This is a genomic window from Luteimonas sp. Soil_C_16 (assembly GCF_057657295.1).
Genome location: NZ_JBDGIS010000001.1, coordinates 258,983 through 279,714 on the forward strand (window position 1 = coordinate 258,983; position 20,732 = coordinate 279,714).

General features: G+C 69.8%; 14 protein-coding genes. 7 read left to right on the top strand and 7 right to left on the bottom strand.

From position 1 onward, the window contains the following. Nucleotides 1-29 precede the first annotated feature (29 nt). The 4 genes from AC3A5T_RS01170 to AC3A5T_RS01185 form a co-directional block, all read right to left on the bottom strand. A complete protein-coding gene (locus tag AC3A5T_RS01170; RefSeq protein WP_487626987.1) occupies nt 30-2,315 on the bottom strand; it encodes an NADP-dependent malic enzyme in 2,286 nt (761 codons plus the stop codon). A 114-nt stretch (nt 2,316-2,429) separates the two neighbouring features. Continuing rightward, entirely contained in the window at nt 2,430-3,911 is a 1,482-nt protein-coding gene (locus AC3A5T_RS01175; RefSeq protein WP_487626988.1) for an OprO/OprP family phosphate-selective porin, read from the bottom strand. Between the two features lie 43 nt (nt 3,912-3,954). Next, nucleotides 3,955-4,977 carry an alpha/beta hydrolase gene (locus AC3A5T_RS01180; protein ID WP_487626989.1) on the bottom strand — a complete coding sequence of 341 codons (1,023 nt, stop codon included), beginning with the start codon at nt 4,975-4,977 and terminating at the stop codon, nt 3,955-3,957. A gap of 51 nt (nt 4,978-5,028) precedes the next feature. After that, the gene (locus AC3A5T_RS01185) at nt 5,029-6,384 is read right to left on the bottom strand and encodes a dicarboxylate/amino acid:cation symporter (protein WP_487626990.1); all 1,356 of its coding nucleotides are present in this window, start codon (nt 6,382-6,384) and stop codon (nt 5,029-5,031) included. Nucleotides 6,385-6,625: 241 nt separating this feature from the next. On the opposite strand from AC3A5T_RS01185, the gene AC3A5T_RS01190 reads away from it, so the two are divergent. Together AC3A5T_RS01190 and AC3A5T_RS01195 are read left to right on the top strand one after the other, a co-directional pair. Next, entirely contained in the window at nt 6,626-7,801 is a 1,176-nt protein-coding gene (locus tag AC3A5T_RS01190; RefSeq protein WP_487626991.1) for an OprO/OprP family phosphate-selective porin, read from the top strand. 59 nt (nt 7,802-7,860) lie between these two features. After that, nucleotides 7,861-10,506 (top strand): hybrid sensor histidine kinase/response regulator, encoded by a 2,646-nt coding sequence (locus AC3A5T_RS01195; protein WP_487626992.1) that lies wholly within the window; start codon nt 7,861-7,863, stop codon nt 10,504-10,506. Between the two features lie 172 nt (nt 10,507-10,678). Here AC3A5T_RS01195 and AC3A5T_RS01200 read toward each other — a convergent pair whose 3' ends face one another. Next, on the bottom strand, nt 10,679-11,320 hold the full coding sequence (locus AC3A5T_RS01200; protein ID WP_332079097.1) for a response regulator transcription factor: 642 nt from the start codon (nt 11,318-11,320) through the stop codon (nt 10,679-10,681). Nucleotides 11,321-11,454: 134 nt separating this feature from the next. Here AC3A5T_RS01200 and AC3A5T_RS01205 point away from each other — a divergent pair, with 134 nt between their 5' ends. Beyond that, nucleotides 11,455-14,595: a diguanylate cyclase domain-containing protein gene (locus AC3A5T_RS01205; protein WP_487626993.1), complete on the top strand. Its 3,141-nt coding sequence runs from the start codon at nt 11,455-11,457 to the stop codon at nt 14,593-14,595. A 134-nt stretch (nt 14,596-14,729) separates the two neighbouring features. Here AC3A5T_RS01205 and AC3A5T_RS01210 read toward each other — a convergent pair whose 3' ends face one another. Together AC3A5T_RS01210 and rsgA are read right to left on the bottom strand one after the other, a co-directional pair. Then, complete coding sequence (locus AC3A5T_RS01210; RefSeq protein WP_487626994.1) at nt 14,730-15,974, bottom strand: peptidase MATCAP family protein; 1,245 nt, start codon at nt 15,972-15,974, stop codon at nt 14,730-14,732. 293 nt (nt 15,975-16,267) lie between these two features. Further along, entirely contained in the window at nt 16,268-17,425 is a 1,158-nt protein-coding gene (rsgA, locus tag AC3A5T_RS01215) for a ribosome small subunit-dependent GTPase A (protein WP_487626995.1), read from the bottom strand. Between the two features lie 150 nt (nt 17,426-17,575). On the opposite strand from rsgA, the gene AC3A5T_RS01220 reads away from it, so the two are divergent. Genes AC3A5T_RS01220 through AC3A5T_RS01235 form a run of 4 tightly spaced genes read left to right on the top strand, consistent with a single transcriptional unit; the run spans nt 17,576 to nt 20,707 of the window. After that, a complete protein-coding gene (locus AC3A5T_RS01220) occupies nt 17,576-18,844 on the top strand; it encodes an aminotransferase class I/II-fold pyridoxal phosphate-dependent enzyme (protein WP_487626996.1) in 1,269 nt (422 codons plus the stop codon). Next, nucleotides 18,841-19,461: an SGNH/GDSL hydrolase family protein gene (locus tag AC3A5T_RS01225; protein ID WP_487626997.1), complete on the top strand. Its 621-nt coding sequence runs from the start codon at nt 18,841-18,843 to the stop codon at nt 19,459-19,461. The genes AC3A5T_RS01220 and AC3A5T_RS01225 overlap by 4 nt, the downstream gene beginning before the upstream one ends. Next, nucleotides 19,458-20,174 carry a class I SAM-dependent methyltransferase gene (locus tag AC3A5T_RS01230; protein ID WP_332079090.1) on the top strand — a complete coding sequence of 239 codons (717 nt, stop codon included), beginning with the start codon at nt 19,458-19,460 and terminating at the stop codon, nt 20,172-20,174. The genes AC3A5T_RS01225 and AC3A5T_RS01230 overlap by 4 nt, the downstream gene beginning before the upstream one ends. Then, nucleotides 20,171-20,707, top strand: coding sequence for a hypothetical protein (locus AC3A5T_RS01235; RefSeq protein WP_487626998.1), 537 nt, complete (start codon nt 20,171-20,173; stop codon nt 20,705-20,707). The genes AC3A5T_RS01230 and AC3A5T_RS01235 overlap by 4 nt, the downstream gene beginning before the upstream one ends. Nucleotides 20,708-20,732 lie beyond the last annotated feature (25 nt).

Below are 20,732 nucleotides of genomic sequence, written 5' to 3' on the forward strand. Positions count from 1 at the left end.
GCAGGTCAGAGAGCCCGCGCGAACGACGGTCAACCCTCCGCCAGCTGCGCCTTGCGGATCTGCGCGTCCACCGAGGCGATCGCGGTCATGTTGATGACGCGGCGCGGGGTGGCGGACGGGGTGAGGATGTGGGCGGGCTTGTTGACGCCCATCAGGATCGGGCCGAGCGCGGCGCCGCCGGTCATCACGCGGATCATGTTGTAGGTGATGTTGGCGGCGTCGATGTTCGGGAACACGAACAGGTTCGCGCGCCCGCTGAGCGTGGTGTCGGGCAGCATGCGGCGGCGCAGGGATTCGTCCCAAGCGGTGTCGCCCATCATCTCGCCGTCGAATTCCAGCTTCGGCGCGCGGCGGCGCAGGATGTCGTGAACTTCGCGCATCTTGCGGGCGCTGGGGTCGTCGTGGCTGCCGAAGTTGGAGTGCGACAGCAGCGCGATCTTCGGCTCGATGCCGAACAGCTTCAGACGGAACGCGGCCTGGATGGTGCTCTCGGCGATCTGCTCGGCGCTCGGGTCGGGCTGCACGTGGGTATCGACGAAGAACCACAGGCCCTGGTCGTTGACCACGCCGGTCATCGCCGAGGTGCTCTGCAGGCCCGGGTCGAGACCCAGCACGCTGCGGACGTAACCGAGCTTCTTGTGATAGCGGCCGACGATGCCGGTGATCATCGCGTCGGCTTCGCCGCGGTCGACCATGATCGCGGCGATCAGCGTGGGGCGCGAACGCAGCAGGTTCTTCGCCGAATCCGGGGTAACGCCGCGACGCGCGGTCAACGAGTGATAGTGCTGCCAGTACTCGTTGAAGCGGGGATCGTCGTTGATGTTGGTCAGTTCGAAATCGCGACCCGCGACCAGGCGCAGGCCGAGGCGCTTGATGCGCATGTCGATGACGTCGGGACGGCCGATCAGGATCGGCGTCGCCAGGCCTTCGTCGACCACGGTCTGCACCGCGCGCAGCACCACTTCCTCTTCGCCCTCGGCGTAGACGATGCGCTGGCGGTCGCCGCGCGCACGGTCGTAGACCGGCTTCATCACCAGACCGGTGCGGTGGATGAACTGGCCGAGCTTCTCGCGGTAGGCGCGCATGTCCTCCATCGGACGCAGCGCGATGCCCGACGCCATCGCGGCTTCGGCGACGGCCGGGGCGACGATGGTCAGCAGGCGCGGGTCGAACGGGCGCGGAATGATGTACTCGCGGCCGAAGCTCGGAATCTCTTCGCCGTAGGCGCTGCCCAGATCGCTCGCTTCTTCCTTCGCCAGCTGCGCGATCGCGTGCACGCAGGCAAGCTTCATCGCCTCGTTGATGCCGGTCGCGCCGACGTCGAGCGCGCCGCGGAAGATGTACGGGAAACAGACCGCGTTGTTGACCTGGTTGGGATAGTCGCTGCGCCCGGTCGCGATGATCGCGTCCGGGCGCACGCGCTTGGCGTCCTCCGGCATGATTTCCGGGTACGGATTGGCCAGCGCGAGGATCACCGGGTTCGGGGCCATCGCCTCGACCATTTCCGGCTTCAGGATGCCGCCGGCCGACAGGCCCAGGAACACGTCGGCGCCGACGAGGATCTCGGCCAGCGTGCGCTTGTCGGTGTCGCGCGCGTAACGCGCCTTGTCCGGATCGAGATTGTCGCGGCCGGTGTGGATCACGCCGTCGCGGTCGAAGGCGAGGATGTTCTCGGGCTTGAGGCCCAGCGCGACCAGCATGTCCAGACACGCGATACCCGCGGCGCCCGCGCCGGTGGTGGCGAACTTGACGTCCTCGATGCGCTTGCCGGCGATCTCGAGCGCGTTGACGATCGCCGCGCCGACGATGATCGCGGTGCCGTGCTGGTCGTCGTGGAACACCGGGATCTTCATCCGCTCGCGCAGCTTGCGCTCGACGATGAAGCACTCCGGCGCCTTGATGTCTTCGAGGTTGATGCCGCCGAAGGTCGGCTCGAGGCTGGCGATGATCTCGACCAGCTTGTCGGGATCGGTCTCGTCGACTTCGATGTCGAACACGTCGATGCCGGCGAACTTCTTGAACAGCACGCCCTTGCCTTCCATGACCGGCTTGCCGGCCAACGCGCCGATATTGCCCAGGCCCAGCACCGCGGTGCCGTTGGAGATCACCGCGACCAGATTGCCGCGCGCGGTGAGTTCGCTGGCGGCGTTGGGATCCTTGACGATCTCCTCGCAGGCGTAGGCGACACCCGGCGAGTACGCCAGGGCGAGATCGCGCTGGGTCAGCATCGGCTTGGTCGCGCTGACCGTGATCTTGCCGGGCGGCGACGCGCGGTGATAGTCGAGGGCGGCCTGGCGGAATTCGTCGTTGGACATCGTCGGGGGATCTGCTCTGGGAAAAAATGACGCGGGACAGGATTCTAACCCCGCCCCGCGCAAACCCCTGGACGGGGGCGTGTGGTCCGCTTCAGGACCGGTCGGAACGGCCGGTCAGAACACCACCTGGGTGCGGACGTTGAAGGTGTGGCCCGAATCCCGGCCGGCGTAGGCACCGACCTGGTTGTCGGTGTTCCAGCGCACGACGTTGAACATCACGCGCGACCAGTTGTTGAGGTACCAGTTCAGGCCCAGCGTCCACGAATCGCCCTCGCCGCCGCGCGCGGCGTCGGTGAAGTCGTACTTGTCCCAGCGCGTGGCCAGTTCCCAGGCGCCGATGCCGCCGTCGGTCACCGGGCGCGCGACGCGGGTGGTGCCCCAGACGCCCAAGCGGGCGCTGAAGCCGGGCTTCTCGCCGGTGATCAGCCAGCCGGCGTAGGCCGAATGCGCCTTCTGGTCGACCTCGCCGACCGAGGTGGAGCGCAGCGTGGTTTCGCTGGTCTCGGCGAAGGCCCAGAGGTTGCGCCAGGTCCCGCCCAGCTCCGCGCCCCAGACCTTCTCGCCGGTGACGTCGTTGATGGCGCTGGCCGACACGCGCACGTTGTCGTTGAAGCGCGAGGCCACGCGCGGCGTGCGGTTGATGCGGTTGGTGTCGACGCCGTAGTCCTCGTGCACGTACCAGCCACCGACATGCAGGAAGCCGGACGGGCGCTTGATCGGATTCACGTGGCCGCGGAACGAATAGGTCAGCGAATCGGTCTCGGTGCCGGTGTTGCCGACGTCGTCGCCGGTGATGCCGAAGGTGGTGTGCCAGTTCTGGCCGATCATCTTCATCTGCACGCCGAGGCCGAAGTAACCGCTGGCCGGCATGCCGACGCTGGCGACCGCGTTGCGTTCCATGAAGGGCGTGCGGGTGAGCGTGGTGCTGGAATCGATGGCGCGGTCCTTGAGCTTGTTGCCGACGTAGAACTCGGTCGGGATCGTGCCGAGCATCGTGTCCCAGCTCAGATAGGCATCCGACAGGCTGACGGTGTTGTTCGAGAGTTCGGCGTCGATCTTGTAGCCCAGCGCACCGATGGTGCCCTGCGCGCCCAGTCGCGCCTGGCGCAGATTGGTGCCGGTGATGTTGCGGGTGTCGAAGTCCGAACCGTGGGTGGACGAGAAATCGACCAGCACGCGGCCGCGCGGATTGAAGGTGAAGCTGCGGTCGCTGTTGCGGAACTCGGGGCCGCCGCGGCGCCAGCTGACGTTGCCGCCACCGCCGCCGGTGCCGCCGCTCGCGGCGAGCTGCGCGACCTGGGCCTGCAGGATCGCCATGTCGTCCTGGCGGGTGTCGGCAACAGCGGCGTCGATCTGTGCCTGCACGCCATCGACGAACGCGGTGGCGGGGGCTGCGGCGACGGCGGGTGCGCCCATCGCGTCGAGGCGCTGGTGGAGCGCCTGAAGCTGCGCGGATTGCTGCTGGATCTGTTCGGCCTGCAGGCGGATCAGTTCACGCAGTTCGGTTTCGGTGGCGGTGTCGGCAGCGAGGGCGGGCAGCGTGGCCAGGCCCAGCAGCGCGCCGGCAGCCAGCGCGCGGGGGGGTGTGCGATTCATTCGGTGGTCTCTCCCGTGGAACGGATGCAAAGGCGTGGACGGCTCAGTCGCCGTCTTCTTCGAGATCGGCGTCGGCGTCGTCGACCGGCGGCGGTGCCAGCGGCGCGGTCTCACCGGTCAGCGGCTGCAGGCTGACCGGCGGCGCGGCCATGAAGCCGTGCGCGCGCGCCCAGGTGACGAACAGGCGCGGCCACTGCGCGACCTGCGTGCCGGGTTTCCCCAGTCCCCAGCTGTGACCACCGCGATCGAAGACGTGCAGTTCCACCGGCACGTTCTGCGCGCGCGCGGCCTGGAACATCAGCAGGCTGTGCTGGACGTCGGCGATGCGGTCATCGGCCGCGTGGGCGAGGAACACCGGCGGCATGTCGCTGCGCACGTGACCTTCGACCGAATACGCCTCGACGGCGTCGGGCTGCGTGGCGAGTTCGCGGCGACTGCGCGTGGTGTCGTACGGCGGCTTCAGCGTGACCACCGGGTAGAGCATCGCCAGGAAATCCGGACGCGACGGCAGGCGGTCGCTGGCGTCGAGCGCCGGATAGAAATCGTGGTCGAAGCGCGTCGACAGGATGCCGGCGAGATTCGCACCGGCCGAGGAACCCATGACGCCGATCTTCGTGGGATCGATGCCGAGTGCATCCGCATTCGCGCGCAGCAGGCGCATCGCCCGCTGGCCGTCGGCGAACGGTGCCGACGCCGGCCAGCCGTCGACCGGCATGCGGTAGTACAGCACCGCCGAGGTCACGCCGATCGATGCCAGCCACTGCGCCATCGGCCGCGCCGCGGTGCCGACCTGGATGCGGAAGTAACCACCGCCGCCGAGGATCAGCACGGCGGTGCCGTTGGGATTCGCCGGCCGGTGGATCTCGAGGCGCGGTTGCGAGACACGGGTGACCGCGCCCATCGAACTACCTTCGTTGCCGACCAGTTCCGGGCCGCTGACGATCTGCGGCAGATGGCCGTCGGGCCACAGCGGCAGGGTCTGCGTGCCGGCCTGGGCATGTGCCAGGCCGGTGCAGGTTAGCAGGAGGCCGGCGATCAGGCCGGCCCAGCGGTGTCGTGTCGTCATGGGTCCCCTCCCAGGGCGTTGCGTGAATCGTTTCAAGCCGCGTGCGCGCCCTCAGTCCAGCGCGAGCACGTTGCGGTCGCCCGGGCCTGCGGCCGGATCGGGCGCAGCGGCGACCGGCAGCGGCTTGCCGTCGAGCGCGGCGGCCAGCTGGTCGCGGTCGAGCGCGCCTTCCCAGCGCGCGACGACCACGGTGGCGACGGCATTGCCGATGAAATTGGTGATCGAGCGGCACTCGCTCATGAAGCGGTCGATACCGAGGATCAGCGCCATGCCCGCGACCGGCACCGTCGGCACCACCGACAGCGTGGCGGCCAGCGTGATGAAGCCCGCACCGGTCACGCCGGCCGCGCCCTTGGAGCTGAGCATCGCGACCAGCAGCAGCGTGACTTGCTGCCACAGCGTGAGTTCGGTGTTGGTGGCCTGGGCGATGAACAGCGCGGCCAGCGTCATGTACAGGTTGGTGCCGTCGAGGTTGAACGAGTAACCGGTCGGCACGACCAGACCGACGACCGACTTCTGGCAGCCCGCCTTCTCCATCTTTTCCATCAGCGACGGCAGCGCGGATTCCGACGACGACGTGCCCAGCACCAGCAGCAGTTCGGCCTTCAGATAGCGGATCAACTTGAAGATCGAGAAGCCGCAGGCGCGCGACACCGCGCCCAGGATCACGAGCACGAACAGCGCCGCGCTGACGTAGAACGTGCCGACCAGCCACGCGAGGTTCGCCAGCGACGACAGGCCGTACTTGCCGATAGTGAAGGCGATCGCGCCGAACGCGCCGATCGGTGCGGCCTTCATCAGGATGTGCACCAGCTTGAACACCGGCACGGTCAGCGTTTCCAGGAACGACAGGATCGGCTTGCCCTTCTCGCCCACCAGCGCGAGCGCGATGCCGAACAGCACCGCGATGAAGAGCACCTGCAGGATGTTGCCGTCGACGAAGGCGCCGACCAGCGTGCCAGGAATGATGTCGAGCAGGAAACCGGTGAGCGTCATCTCGTGCGACTTCTGCACGTAGCCTTCGACCGCGGCGGTGTCGAGCGAGGCCGGATCGATGTTCATGCCCACGCCCGGCTGCACGACGTGCGCGACGACCATGCCGATCACCAGCGCCAGCGTGGAGAAGAACAGGAAGTAGGTCATCGCCTTGGCGAACACCCGGCCCACCGTGCGCAGATGGGTCATGCCGGCGATGCCGGTGACGATGGTCAGGAAGATCACCGGCGCGATGATCATCTTGACCAGCTTGATGAAGGCATCGCCGAGCGGCTTGAGCTGTTCGGCGAATGCCGGCTCGAAATGGCCGAGCAAGGCGCCCAGTGCGATCGCGATCAGCACCTGGACGTAGAGCTGGCGGTACCACGGCAGCCGCGGCGCGGCCGGAACATTGGAAGGCATGGCGTGCATGGGTGCGTACCGGGTGTGCGCATCCAGCGGATGTGGATGCAGGCGATGCGTTGTACGCGGGCGCGTCGACGCTGCCGATAGCGCATTGGTGTTAAAGGGCGCATTCCTAATCCTTTCGGATTAGCTCACGTGCCTGCGAGACGCTGCCGTCCTAGACTTCTCCGGTCGCGCGCCCGCGCGCGACCGCCCCCCACCGCAGCCGGCCGCCCCCGCGCCCGCCTGCCGCTTCCCCAAGGATTCCATGCGCAACGTTCTTCCCCCGCTTCTGGTGCTGTGCGCCTGCACCGCCGCCACGCCCGTTCTCGCCGCCGAAGGCGCACAGGCCTGGCCGCCGAAATTCACGTTCGCCGACGAGACCGAAGTCGCGCTCACCGGCAACTTCGCCTGGGACAGCGCGGACTTCGCGGGCCACCCGCGCCTCGAGGACAACGAGGGCCTGCGCCGCCGCGAGTTCGGCGCGACCGTCAAGAAGGCCGGCGTCTGGGACGCGATGGTCTACTTCGACTTCGAGTCCAAGAGCTGGCTCGACGTGTTCGTGCGGTTCGACAGCAAGCATTTCTTCGACCGTGATCTCGGCAAGCTGCGCATCGGCTACATGAAGGTGCCGGTGGGTCTGGAAGGCGTGACCAGCTCGCGCGCGGGCACGTTCATGGAACTGGCGTCGCCGATCCAGGCGATCTACCAGGGCCGCCGCACCGGTGTGGAGTGGACGCTCGAGCAGGACAAGGCGCTGTTCCAGGTCGGCGGCTACGGCGGTCAGGATCTGCAGGGCGACAACCCCGGCCAGACCTACGCCGCACGCGCCGCGTGGACGCCGCGCAAGGCCGCAGGCGACGTGCTGCACCTGGGCATCGCCGCGTCGCGCGAGAACCCGCAGGGCTGGACCGACGGCCGCGGCGTGCAGTTCGATCCGACGGCGCGCCTGCGTGCGCGTCCCGGCACCAACCTCACCGACGTGCGTCTGGTCGACACCGGCAGCCTGGCGCCGGTGAACCACATCCAGCGCACCGGTCTGGAAGGCATCTGGATCAACGGCCCGGTGTCGATGCAGGGCGAACTGCTGCGCGCCGACATTGCCCGCGACAACGGCCTGTCCGACTACACGGCCGAGGGCGGGTATCTCGCCGCGAGCTGGCTGTTGACCGGCGAAAGCCGCGTGTATTCGAGCGGCAACGTGGCCAACCCGAAGCCGGCCAACGGCTACGGCGCGGTGGAACTGGCCGCGCGCTACAGCACGCTCGATCTCGACGACGGCCCGGTCAACGGTGGCCGCCAGCACGACTGGACCTTCGGCGCGAACTGGTACCTCACCCCGTACGTGAAGCTGCAGGCCAACTACGTGCGCGCCAACGCCACCCGCAACGGCGCGACCAGCCGTCCGGAGATCGTGGAAGTGCGCGCACAGGTGCACTTCTGATCGTGCGCGGACGCCGCGCCCCTGCGGCGTCCGCGATGCCTGGCGCCTGAGTCCGCGCGATGCGTACGCAACCGCGCCTGCGACGCCTGCTGCTGACCGTGCTGATCGCCTGCGGCGGGCTCGTGCTCGTCGCCGGCCTCGGCTATCGCGAAGGGTCCCGCCGCGCGCTCGACGCGCAATCGGCGCAGGCCGCACAACAGCTCGACCTGCAGGCGCAGGCGCTCAACCAGCGCATCGAACGCTACCGCGCCCTGCCCCAGGTATTGGCGCTGGATCCCGACCTGCGCGCCGCCGTGGCCGCACCCGTCGATGCCGACACCCAGGCGCGGCTCAACCAGCGCCTCGAAGAAGCCAACCGCACCACGCGCGCGTCGACGCTGACGCTGATCGATGCACGCGGCATCGCGATCGCGGCGAGCAACTGGCGCGATGCCGGCAGCAATGTCGGCGAGGACTACGCGTTCCGCCCCTACGTGCAGCAGGCGCTGCGCGATGGCCGTGGACGCTTCTACGGCATCGGCGTGACCACGTCGGTGCCCGGCTATTTCCTGTCCGAAGCCTTGCGCGACGATGCCGGCCGCGCGGTCGGCGTGATCGCGATCAAGATCGAACTGGCGGCGATCGAACAGACCTGGCCCGACGACGGCGATCTGGTGCTGGCCAGCGATGCGCACGACGTGGTGTTCCTCGCCAGCCGCGCGGCATGGCGCTATCGCGTGCTCGCGCCGCTGGATGCCGAGGCCCGGCAGGAACTCGTGGCCACGCGCCAGTACGAAGGCGAGCAGCTGCGCGCGTATGCCGGCCAGGTGCTGCGCAATGCCGGCGCGCACGGCGCGGTGGTGCGCGTCGACATGCCGGCGATGCCGGGCACGTGGCTGTGGCAGCGCGCGCCGGTCGCCGATACCGACTGGACCCTGCATCTGCTGCACGACGCCGCGCCGATCGCCGCTGCGGGACGCGAGTGGGCGACGATCGCCGGCGTGTCGTGGGCGGCACTGGTGTTCCTCACCCTGTTCCTGCAGCAGCGCGTGCGCTTGGGTGCGCTGCGCCGGCGCAGCCGCGACGAACTCGAAACCCTGGTGCGGCATCACGCCGAAGAACTGCGCAGCGCCCGCGATGGTCTGGTCGCCGCGGCGCAGGAAGCCGACACCGGCCTGAGCCGGCGACTGGCGCATCTGCCGCAGGGCGTGGTGATCATCGACGCGGCGCTGTGCATCGTCGCGTGGAATGCGCGCTACATCGAACTGTTCCGCTTCCCGCCGGATCTGGTGCGCGTGGGCACGCCGATCGAAGAGGTGTTCCGCTACAACGCACGTCGCGGGCTGCTGGGTCCGGGCCCGGTGGAAGAGGCGATCGAACGTCGCCTCGAACATCTGCGCAGCGGCAAGCCGCACATGCGCGAGAGCGAGAAGTACGACGGCACGGTGCTGGAAATCCGCGGCAACCCGCTGCCCGACGGCGGCTTCGTGACCAGCTACGCCGACATCACCACCTACAAGACCACCGCACGCGAACTGCGCACGCTGGCCGACGCGCTGGAACGCCGTATCGCCGAGCGCACCGCCGATCTCGAGCAGGCACGCGCCGAGGCCGAAGCCGCGAACCGCTACAAGGGCCGCTTCGCTGCCGCCGCGGTGCACGACCTGCTGCAGCCGCTCAATGCCGCACGCATGTTCGCCGCCGGCCTGCGCGCACGCCTGCGCGACGACGAGACGCGACGCCTCGCCGACAACATCGACGGCGCGCTGTCGGCGCAGGACGGCATTCTCGCCAGCCTGCTCGACATCTCGCGCCTGGAAACCGGCACGTTGCGCACCGACATCCGCGAAGTCGCGCTCGGTCCGCTGCTCGACGGGCTGGCACGCGAGACCGGCGTGCTCGCGCAGGCACGCGGCCTGCGCTTCGATCACGTGCCCACGCGCGCCTGGGTGCGCAGCGATGCGACGCTGCTGCGGCGGCTGGTGCAGAACTTCCTGTCGAACGCGGTGCGCTACACCGCGCGCGGCCGCATCGTGCTGGGCGTGCGTCGCGATGGTGACCGCCTGTGGATCGAAGTCCACGACACCGGCCCCGGCATTCCGCCGAACCGGCAGCGCGAGATTTTCGAGGAATTCCGCCGTCTTGACGACGGCAATGCCGGTGACCGCGGTGCGGGCCTGGGGCTGGCGATCGTCGATCGCATCGCACGCCTGCTCGGTCACCGCATCGATCTGCGCTCGCGTCCCGGCGCCGGCAGCGTGTTCCGCGTCTGCGTGCCGCTGACCGACGCACCCGCGCAGCCGGTCGTCGAACCCGTGGCACCACGCGTGCCTGCCGAAGACGACGCCCCGCTGCGCGGCTGCCGCGTCTGGGTCGTCGACGACGATCCGCAGACCTGCGCCGCGACGCGGCAGCTGCTGGAGCGCTGGGACTGCGAGGTCCCGCTCGCCGACGGCCCGCACGCCGCGCTGGCCGCGGCCGTGCGCGGCGAGGCGCCGGACCTCGTGCTGCTCGACGTGCGCATGGGCGAACACCACGGCCCGAGCCTGTTCGAAACGCTGTGCGACCGCTGGAGCGCGGTGCCGCTGGCGATCCTGGTCACCGGCGAATCCGACCCCGCCCTGCGCGCGCAGGCGCGCGATGCGGGCCAGGGATTTCTGCCGAAACCGGTGCGGCCGCCGGCGTTGCGGGCGCTGATGATGCAGATGCGGTTGCGGGGGTATTGAGGCAGATCAGCTCCCTCCCCCGCGTGCGGGGGAGGGCTGGGGTGGGGGCGAACCGTCCACTCGCGGAATGTCAGAACTCTCACGGTTGCTTGCGCGCGCGAATCGTCATGCATGCGCACTGACTGATTGCCCCCACCCAACCCTCCCCCGCATGCGGGGGAGGGCTTCAAAACTACGCCTCGTCCTCCCGCTCCAACGCCTTCACCAGCACCGCGGCCTGCGTGCGGCTGTGGCATTCGAGCTTCTTGAGGATCGCAGTGACGTGCACCTTGACGGTGTTCTCGGCCAGGCCGAGCTGATGCGCGATCTGCTTGTTGAGCAGGCCGTCGGCGATGCCCAGCAGCACGCGGAATTGCTGCGGGGTGAGCTGGGCGAGACGCGAGGCGAGCTGCGCGTCCTCTTCGGAACGCTCCGCGGTCAGCGGCGGGAACCAGCTGCCGCCGTCGAGCACGTTCGCCACCGCCTGGCCGATGGACTCGGCCGGCGCCGATTTCGAAATGAAGCCCGAGGCGCCGAACTGCTGCACGCGGCGCACGGTGCGCGGGTGGTCGTTGGACGAGATCACCACGACCGGCAGTTCCGGCCGCTCGCCGCGCAGCCAGACCAATGACGACAGCCCGCGCGCGCCGGGCATCGTCAGATCCAGCAGCACCAGTTCGATGTCCGGGTGCGCGTCGAGCGCGGGTTCGAGGGCCGATGCGGTGGCGGCTTCGATCACGCGGATCTGGCCGAGGCTGTCGCGCAGCGCATGCAGTACGGCGGCGCGCAGCAGCGGGTGATCGTCGGCGACGAGGATGGTGGGAGCGGCGTCCATGGCGTGCAGTCTGGCATGGACGGCGGAATGCGACGCCGGTCACGCTGGCATGGAATTCGCAGGCACACTATGCAAAGGGGGAACACCGATTGCGTAACCGAGCCGTCGCCAGCGCGCGCCGTGCGTGCCAGCCAGTGTGTGTCGATGCGTGCAGCGTCGGCAGGGCGGGCCGTGCGCGCAGTCTGACAACGCGCCTGCTGGGCGCGACGCTGCTGGCGTGCGCGTCGTTCACCGTCTCGGCGCAGGTGCCCGACCCGGTCGACGATCCGCCGCTGAGCCTGGAGATGTACGGGCTCGACGAAGGCCTGTCGCAGCTGACGGTCTCGGCGATGACCGGCGACGACCAGGGCTTCCTGTGGGTCGCCACGCAGGACGGTCTCAACCGCTTCGACGGCCACCGTTTCCGCGCGTACCGCAACCTGCCCGACCAGCCGGTCGGCGGCGCGAATCTGGTCAGCAGCAGCATCGACAGTCTCGCCTTCGAGCCGCAGCGCACGCGCATGTGGCTGGGCACGAACGACGCCGGTCTGGAGGTCGTGCACCTGCCGACGTGGACGCAGCGCCGGCTCGGCGTCGACGACGGGCTGTCGCATGCGCGCGTGGTGCGCATCCTGCTCGATCCCGCGGGCGGTGCGTGGCTGGGGACCGAGGCCGGCGTGGATCACGTCGACGCGGAGATCCGCGGTGCACGCCGGCTGGGCGCGACCGGCGAGATCGTCGGCCTCGCGTGGTCGGTGGCGCGCAAGCGTCCCGTGGCGCTCGATGCCGCGTGCGGCCTGTGGTCGGTCGAGGCAGACGGCCTGGTGCGGTTGCCGGCCTTGCCCGGCGCGAAGCGGTGCGTGTCCCTGCAGGCCGGCCGCGAGGGCCTGTGGGTGCTCGCCGCCGACGCCGGCCTGTTCCGGCTCGATACCGCGGCGCGCCTGCAACGGCACTGGTCGCTGGCCGCGCTCGGCGTGTCCAGCGTCGACGCGACCGCGATGATCCGGCTCGAGGACGGCCGCGTGCTGACCGGTTACGGCAACGGCGCGGTGGTGCAGCTCGCACCCGGCAGCGACCGGCCGCGACGCCTGCGCTTCGACAATCCACCGCGCAGCGCGATCACCAGCTTCCACCAGGGCGAGACCGGTGCGTGGTGGATCGGCACCTATACCTCGGGCCTGTATCGCGTGCGGCCGCTGGCCTCGGTGATCCGTCACGACGGCGCGGGCGTCGGCACGATGGACGACTGGGACAGCCACAGCGTCCGCGCGATCCGCCGCGACGGCGCGCGCATGCTGATCGGCACCGACAGCGGCCTGCGCATGCGCGACGGCCCGCGTGCGGACTGGCGCCCGGTTCCCGGACTCGCGGATCTGTCGGTACGTGCGATCGAACCCGCGCGCGACGGTGGCTGGTGGATCGGCACCCAGGTCGGCCTGCGCCGTCTGCATGCCGACGGCCGCGTCGATGCGCTCGACGGCCTGCCCGATGCACGCATCGACGCCCTGCTCGCCGAAGACGACACGCTGTGGATCGGCACGCGCAGCGGCGTGATGCAGCTGCGCGACGGACGCATCGACGCCGATCCGCGCTTCGCCGCGATCGCCGGCGACGTGGTGACGGTGCTCCACCGCGACCAGGACGGCAGCCTGTGGATCGGCACCAATACGCGCGGGCTGTGGCGGCTGCACGACGGCGTGTTCGCGCAGGTCCAACCCGCCGGCGCGGGCATGCACCGCTCGGTGTGGGCGATCCATGGCGACGCGGACGCGATCTGGGTCGGCGCGTTCGCCGCCGGCCTGTACCGCATCGATCGCGCGACCGGGGTGTCGTCGGTGCTGACCGAGCGCGACGGCCTGACCAACAACGTGATCTACCGGATCCTGCCCGACATCGGCGGGCGCCTGTGGCTGAGCACCAATCTCGGCCTGAGCGTCTACGACCCCGAGAGCGGCATCGTGCAGAACCTCGGCCGCCGCGACGGGCTGCGCAACCAGGAATACAACAGCGGTTCGGCATTCAGCGGCCGCGACGGCCTGCTTTACTTCGGCGGCACGATGGGCGTGGACGTGATCGCGCCGATGCAGCTGCCGCGGCGCAGCGCGCCCGCGCATCCGGTGCTGACCAGCCTGCAGCTGCTGAGCCGCCAGTCCGACACCGACGCGCGCAGCGGCACCGAGACCGACATCGTCTACACGCCCGGTATCGACCTGCGCGAAGAGGACAGCGTCTTCACCATCGGCATGACGGCGATCGATTTCCTGGCCCCGGCCGCCGCGCAGCTGCGCTATCGCGTCGACGGTCTGCACACCGGCTGGATCTATCCGCACCAGGCGCGCACCGAGTTCTCGCTCAACCATCTGCCGGCGGGCCACTACCGGCTGGAAGTGCAGGCCGCGGGTCGCGACGGCCAGTTCGGCGAATCGCGCGTGCTGACGATCGCGATGCCACCGCCGCCGTGGCGGCATCCGCTGGCCTACGTGCTGTACGCGGTGCTGGCGGCGCTGGCGGTGGCGTTCTTCGTGCGGCGCACGCGGCGCGCGGTGCAGCGCGAGCGCGAACGCGTCGAACTGCTCAACCGTACCGTCGCCGAGCGCACCGCGCAGCTGGAGCAGGCCAACCGGCAGCTGCAGCAGAGCAACGCCCAGCTCGACGCGGCCACGCGGCTCGATCCGCTGACCCAGGTGCCCAACCGTCGCGAGCTGCAGGAATGGCTGGCCCGCGAAGCCGTGCACGCGCCCGGCCGGCGCGGCTCGGACACGCTGTTCTTCTTCATGCTCGACATCGATGCGTTCAAGCGCATCAACGACGGCCACGGCCATCAGGCCGGCGACGAAGCGCTGGTGCAGTTCGCCGCGCGCATGCGCGCCCTGACCCGCGACGGCGATCTGCTGCTGCGCTGGGGCGGCGAGGAATTCATGCTCGTCGCACGGCTCGACGATGCCGATGCCGCCGCCGGGCTGGCCGAACGCATCCGCAGCACCGTCGCCGACACGCCGATCGCGCTCGCGCACGGCGCGTCGCTGCGCATGACCTGTTCGATCGGGTTCGCGCCGTGGCCGTTCTCGACCGCGTGGCCGACGCTCGGCGACTGGCAGCAGACCACCGCGATCGCCGACCGTTGCCTCTACGCCGCCAAGGACAGCGGCCGCAATGCCTGGGTGGGCCTGGTGCCGGGTCTCGATGCGGATCGACCGCGCCTGCAGGCCCTGCTGTCGGGCGCCGACCCGGTGACGCTCGGCGATGCGGTGCGGCTGCTGCATTCGACGGTGGCGCCGCCGCGGTTCGAGCGTTGACGCGAAGGCTTCGACGGGTTTCGCGTTGCGCTACCCATCCTGCGGTGCCGTGCGCACCTGCAACCGTTCACCGAATCCGGAGCGCTTCGCAGGCCGGGTAGCGCGCAGCGAAACCCATCACTGCATCCGATCGCCTACAACTGGTCGATCCGGATCCGGTTCGCGAACAGCGAGAACGCGAGCATGCCGGCCAGGCCGCCCGTGCGCTCCAGCCACGGCGGCAACCAGCGCGGCGGTGCGAGCGTGCCGTCGTCGAACAGCGGCGACAGCCGTCGCACGTCGTCGAGCGTCATCTTGCCGGCGAACAGATGCCGGCACAGCGGCAAACGCTGCGCGGCCAGGGCCTGACGGAAGAAGGTGTGCACATCGATCAGGCCGCGCAGATACACCGCATCCTTGGTGAAGGCATGCCCGCCGGTCAGCGGCACGCCGCGGAACACGCGCTGCGCAGACGCGAAGCTTTCCGCCGCCGGTTGTCCCGCGTGGTGGAAGTAGTCGAATACCTGCAGGAAATCCGCGCCGTCGAGTGCACGCGCGATCGCCTCGATGCGCAGGCTCACGCGTTTCATCCGGTCGATGTCGATGCTGCCGGTGATCTGCTCGGCGAACACCGCCAGTCCTTCCTGCGTGCAGGTCGTGCGTGGCGACGACATCGCCAGACTCGGCAGCAGCGGTTGCTCGCGGCCGTTGAGCGCGGTCAGCGAATGCACGAAGGCCTCGTGCTGCAGCAGTTGTTCGCGGTCGTGGATCGAATAGCGCGCGTCGCTGCGCAGTCGCAGGCGATAGGCGCCGGCAGCGGCCTTGGCGATCATGCCCGGATCGAGTTCCACCGCGACCACGCGCGTGCCGAAGTACACGTCGAGATCGGCCTGCAGCTGCGTCTGCAGCGTGGCGGCGTCGAGCGTGGGATGTTCGACATCGGCGAGCAGGCCGGGATCGAGTTCGTCGGCGATGTGGATGAAGTGTCGCGCGGCATCGCAGGTCGTCAGTGCACCGCCGGGCAGCGCCGCATCCGGGCGCCCGTAGAGTGCGATCGCGTGTTCGCCGGCGGCTGCGGTGCCGAGCGATTCCAGCAGCTGCGCGGCCGCGTCCCAGGCCTGCGTCGATTCGACGATGTAGGCGCCGAGCGGATGATCCGGATCGGCAGCCGCGCCGATCGCGGCGAGTTCGCGGCGGGTGTCATCGAACTCCAGCACCGGATACGCGATCTCCGGCATCTCCCGGCGTCCGGCCGCGAACGCGGACAGGAAGCGCTGCTGCGCACCGGACGGCCAGCTCGCCAGACTCAGCACCCGGATCCCGCGCGCAGCCACGACCATGCGCGCATCGAGCGCCGCGTGATGGGCGATGGCAGCGTGATGGGCGATGGCGTCGGGCATCGGAGACTCCGGCAGGCGGTCTGTTCACGCTAGCGGATTGGGGCAGGGGACTCAAAGCTGCGTATGCGCCGGCTTCGAGAGGCACCGCACGCCGGGAACGTTCAAAAGCGCCGCGCTTCGGACGGTTCCTGCGACTGGCCTCCCTCACCCCAACCCCTCTCCCAGAGGGAGAGGGGCTCAAAAAAGCAGGTCGTCGCGCGATCTAGCCCCTCTCCCCATGGGAGAGGGGTTGGGGTGAGGGCCGACGCCGTCGCGATGCTTCAGAAACGAAGCAATCAGAGCGCCGAAACGCCCTACTCCTCCTTCGTCCAATGCGACCCGCGCTTCGCCGGCTTCACCCCCGGACGCCCGCCCGTCTTCGCGCCCGGTTTCTTTCCCGACGGCCGACTCTCCACCTTCTGCGCCATCCGCGTCGCGAGCTGCCCCGCGGCGCCGGCGAGCTCGTCGCGGAGTTTCAGGTAACTGCCCAGGCGCCCCGGATCGAGCGTGCCAGCATCGACAGCGTCCCACACCGCGCAGCCCGGTTCGTCGCCGTGCGTGCAGTCGCGGAAGCGGCATTGGGTCGCGATCGCCTCGACGTCGGCGAATCCGCCTTCCGACAGATCCTCCTCGCCGGTCGGCTTGAGTTCGCGCATGCCGGGCGTATCGATCAGGCAGGCGCCCGACGGCAGCGGAATCAGCGCGCGATGGGTCGTGGTGTGGCGGCCGCGGTCGTCGGTTTCGCGCACGGCGGCGGTCTTCATGCGTTCGACGCCGAGCAGGCTGTTGGTCAGCGTGGACTTGCCCGCGCCGGAACTGCCGACCAGCACCGCGGTCATGCCGGGGCCGAGCCAGCGGTGCAGCACCGCGGCGCTGCCCGGATCGCGCGCATTGACCGGCACCACGGCGACGCCCAGCCCGGCGATCTCGGTCAGCGCAGCCACCGCGGCGGCGATGTCGGCTTCGGGCTTGTCGGCCTTGGTCAGCACGATCACCGGCGTGCCGCCGCCCTGCACCAGCAGCAGATAGCGCTCGATGCGGCGCGGATTGAAGTCGGCATCGAGACCGCAGACCACCAGCACGGTGTCGATGTTCGCGGCAATCAGCTGCTGCTTGTAGTGCTCGCCGGCGGCGGCGCGCTTGATCGCGCTGCGCCGGGGCAGCATCGCGACAATGCGCTGGCCGTCCTCGACCAGCACCCAGTCGCCGACCGCAGCGCGGTCCTCGGGCGCGATCGTGCCCTTGCGGTAACCGCTGCGGCGCAACCAGTCGGGCAGCGATTCGACCGCGATCGCCTCGCCCGGCGCACCGGCGACGAGATAACCGGAGCGGTGCTGCTCGACCACGCGCATCGGCCGGGCCTGTGCATGCGTGGCCATGACCTCGGCCCAAGGACCCGACGGCGTACCGTCGAAGGGCCAGCCGATCGCGCGCAGCGCGGTGTTCGGGGGACTTGGATCGGCGGGGTTCAAGCGCTGCGTCGGGCGGTCGTCATGCCGCGGATTCTACGGGCGCCAGGCGTGCAGGCGCGAACCGGCGGGGCCTGCCACTCATCGGCCCGGGCCGCATTCACCCGGCTTTTCCGCTAGCATCGCGCGACATTCCCGCGCCGAGCGCCGCCGATGTCCGCCCCCCTGAAAACCCGTGAACGCCTGACCGAAGTCCGTTACGAGATCCGTGGCGAGCTCGCGCGGCGCGCGCGGGAGCTCGAAGGCCAGGGCCGCACGCTGATCAAGCTCAACATCGGCAATCCCGGCGCGTTCGGCTTCCGCGCGCCGGATCACCTGCAGCGCGCGATCGCCGAACGCATCCACGACACCGATCCCTACACCCACCAGCAGGGCCTGCCGGCGGCGCGCGAAACGATCGCCGCGTTCCATGCCGCGCGCGGCACGCAGGACGTGTCGGCCGATCGCGTGTTCGTCGGCAACGGGGTGAGCGAGCTGATCGACATCGCGCTGCGCGCGCTGCTCAATCCCGGCGACGAAGTGCTGGTGCCCTCGCCCGACTATCCGCTGTGGTCGGCGGCGACGATCCTCAACGACGGTCGTCCGGTGTTCTACCAGTGCAAGGAGAGCAACGGCTTCCTGCCCGATCCCGACGCACTCGAAGCGCTGGTCTCGCCGCGCACGCGCGCGATCGTGCTGATCAATCCGAACAATCCGACCGGCGCGGTGTATCCGCGCGCCCTGCTCGAGCGCATCGTCGCGATCGCCGCCAAGCACGAGCTGCTGCTGCTGTGCGACGAGATCTACGACGGCATCACCTACGACGACGCGCCGTTCGAGCCGATCGCGCCGATCGCCGGCGACGTGCCCTGCGTGTCGTTCGGTGGCCTGTCGAAGGTGCACCGCGCCTGCGGCTGGCGCGTGGGCTGGGCGGTGCTGTCGGGCGACGAGGCGCGCAGTCGCGACTTCCGCAATGCGATGGACCTGCTCGGTGCGCTGCGCCTGTGCGCGAACGTGCCGGGCCAGTTCGCGATCGAAGCCGCATTGACCGGCATCGACACGATCAGCGCGCTGTGCGCGCCCGGTGGCCGTCTGCACGAGGCACGCCGCGCGGTGGTCGAGGCCTGCGACGCGAGCCCCTACCTGCGCCTCGTCGCGCCGGCCGGTGCGCTGTACGCGTTCCCCGGCATCGCCGAGGAATTCAGCCAGGGCTTCGACGACCACGCATTCGCGCTCGAACTGATGGAAGCCGAAGGTGTGCTGGTGGTGCCGGGCAACAGCTTCAACGTGCCCTATCGCAACCATTTCCGCGTGACCCTGCTGCCCGAGCCCGCCCAGCTGCGCGAGGTGTTCGCGCGCATCCATCGCGTGCTGGAACGGCAGATCACCGACGCCCGCAAGGTCGTGCCGCTGGCCAAGCGCCAGGCCCGCGTCGCCGGATGACCGCGCCGCGCCGCTATCTCGCGCTCGGCGACAGCTACACGATCGGCGAAGGCATCGCCGCCGAAGACCGCTGGCCGGTGCAGCTGGCCGATGCGCTGCGCGGCGACGGCATCGCGCTCGACGCGCCCGAGATCATCGCGACCACCGGCTGGACGACCGACGAACTCGACGCGGCGATCGATGCCGCGGCGCCGGTCGGGCCCTTCGATTTGGTGAGCCTGCTGATCGGCGTCAACGACCAGTACCGCGGCCGCGATGTCGCGCTGTACGGCCCGGCGTTCTCGGCACTGCTGGCACGCGCGATCGGCTACGCCGGCGGCGATGCGGCGCGTGTGTTCGTACTCGCGATTCCGGACTGGGGCGTCACGCCGTTCGGTGCGCATTCGGGGCGCGACGTCGCCGCGATCGCGCGCGAACTCGACGCCTACAACGCGGCGGCTGCCGCGATCTGCGCCGCGCGCGGCGTCGCCTTCGTCGACATCGCAGCGGTCAGCCGCGCGCACGGCGGCGAGGCGGACATGCTCGCCGACGACGGCCTGCATCCCTCGGCTGCGCTGCATACCGAGTGGATGCAGCTGGCGTTGCCGGTCGCGCGCGGCTTATTGTCGCGGGCATGACTGCGACCACTTCCGACACCACGCCGCTCTCCACCGCACCGTATCCGCGCGAGGACGCCCGCAACATCGCGCGCGCGTTCCTGCCCAGGCACGTGCTGGGGAATCGCTACGACTACTACTACACGCTGACCAAGCTGCGCACCGATCCGCTGTATCCGGGCGTGCTGCAGGCGCTGCGCCCGACGACCGCGCCGGTGCTCGATCTGGGCTGCGGCCTGGGCCTGCTCGCGCATGCGCTGCGCGCGGACGGCCAGGCGCTGCCGTTCACCGGCGTCGACATCGACGCGGCCAAGATCCGCCGCGGCCGTGAGGTCGCCGCGCGCGCCGGACTCGCCGACGTGCAGCTCGACGTGCTCGATCTCGGCGTCGGCCTGCCGGCGCACCAGGGCAGCGTCGCCATCCTCGACGTGTTGCAGTACCTGTCGCCCGAACGCCAGCGCGAGCTGCTCGACAACGTGATCGCGATGCTGGTGCCGGGCGCGCGTCTGGTGATCCGCAGCGGCCTCGCCGACGACAGTTCGCGCAGTCGCACCACGCGCATCACCGACCGCCTCGCCAATTTCGCCGGCTGGATGCAGGAGCGGGCGAAGAGTTACCCGACCGCCGACGGCCTGCGCGGCCAGCTCGAAGGTGCCGGCCTGCAGACGACGCTGCGTCCGCTGTACGGCGACACGCCGTTCAACAACTGGTTGATCACCGGCATCCGCACGTGACCGCCCGCGACGGCCTGCCGCATGCGCCGATGCTGGCGCTCGACGATCCGTCGTGGACCACATTGCGTTGCGCGCAGGGCGATGCGCGCGGCATTCCCGCCCTGCTCGCGCAGCTCGACGGCGCGCGCGGAGACGACTGTCTCGGCGAACCGTGGCAATCGCTATGGGAATCGCTGTGCGACGAGGGCCGCGTGTTCTCCGCCTCGTTCGCCGCAGTCCCGCACATCGTCGCGATCCTCGCCGAGGCGCCGGAACGCGCGACGCCGAGTCACTTTCTGCTGCCTGCCAGCATCGAACTCGCCCGCGCCGCGCACGACGCGGAGATTCCGGCGCATCTGATCGACGGCTACGTCACCGCGTTGTCGCGCCTGCCGCTGCTCGCCGGTCTCGTCGCCGCGCCCGACTGGAGCGAACTGATGTGCAGCGCCGCGCTGGCCGCGACGGCAGCGGCCACGGGTCAACATGCGGTGGCGGAACTGCTGCTGGAGGCCGACGACATCGGCGCCGTGCTGGCCTGGTTACGGGCAGAGTGAGCCGGGTTCCGCGCTGATCGATGCC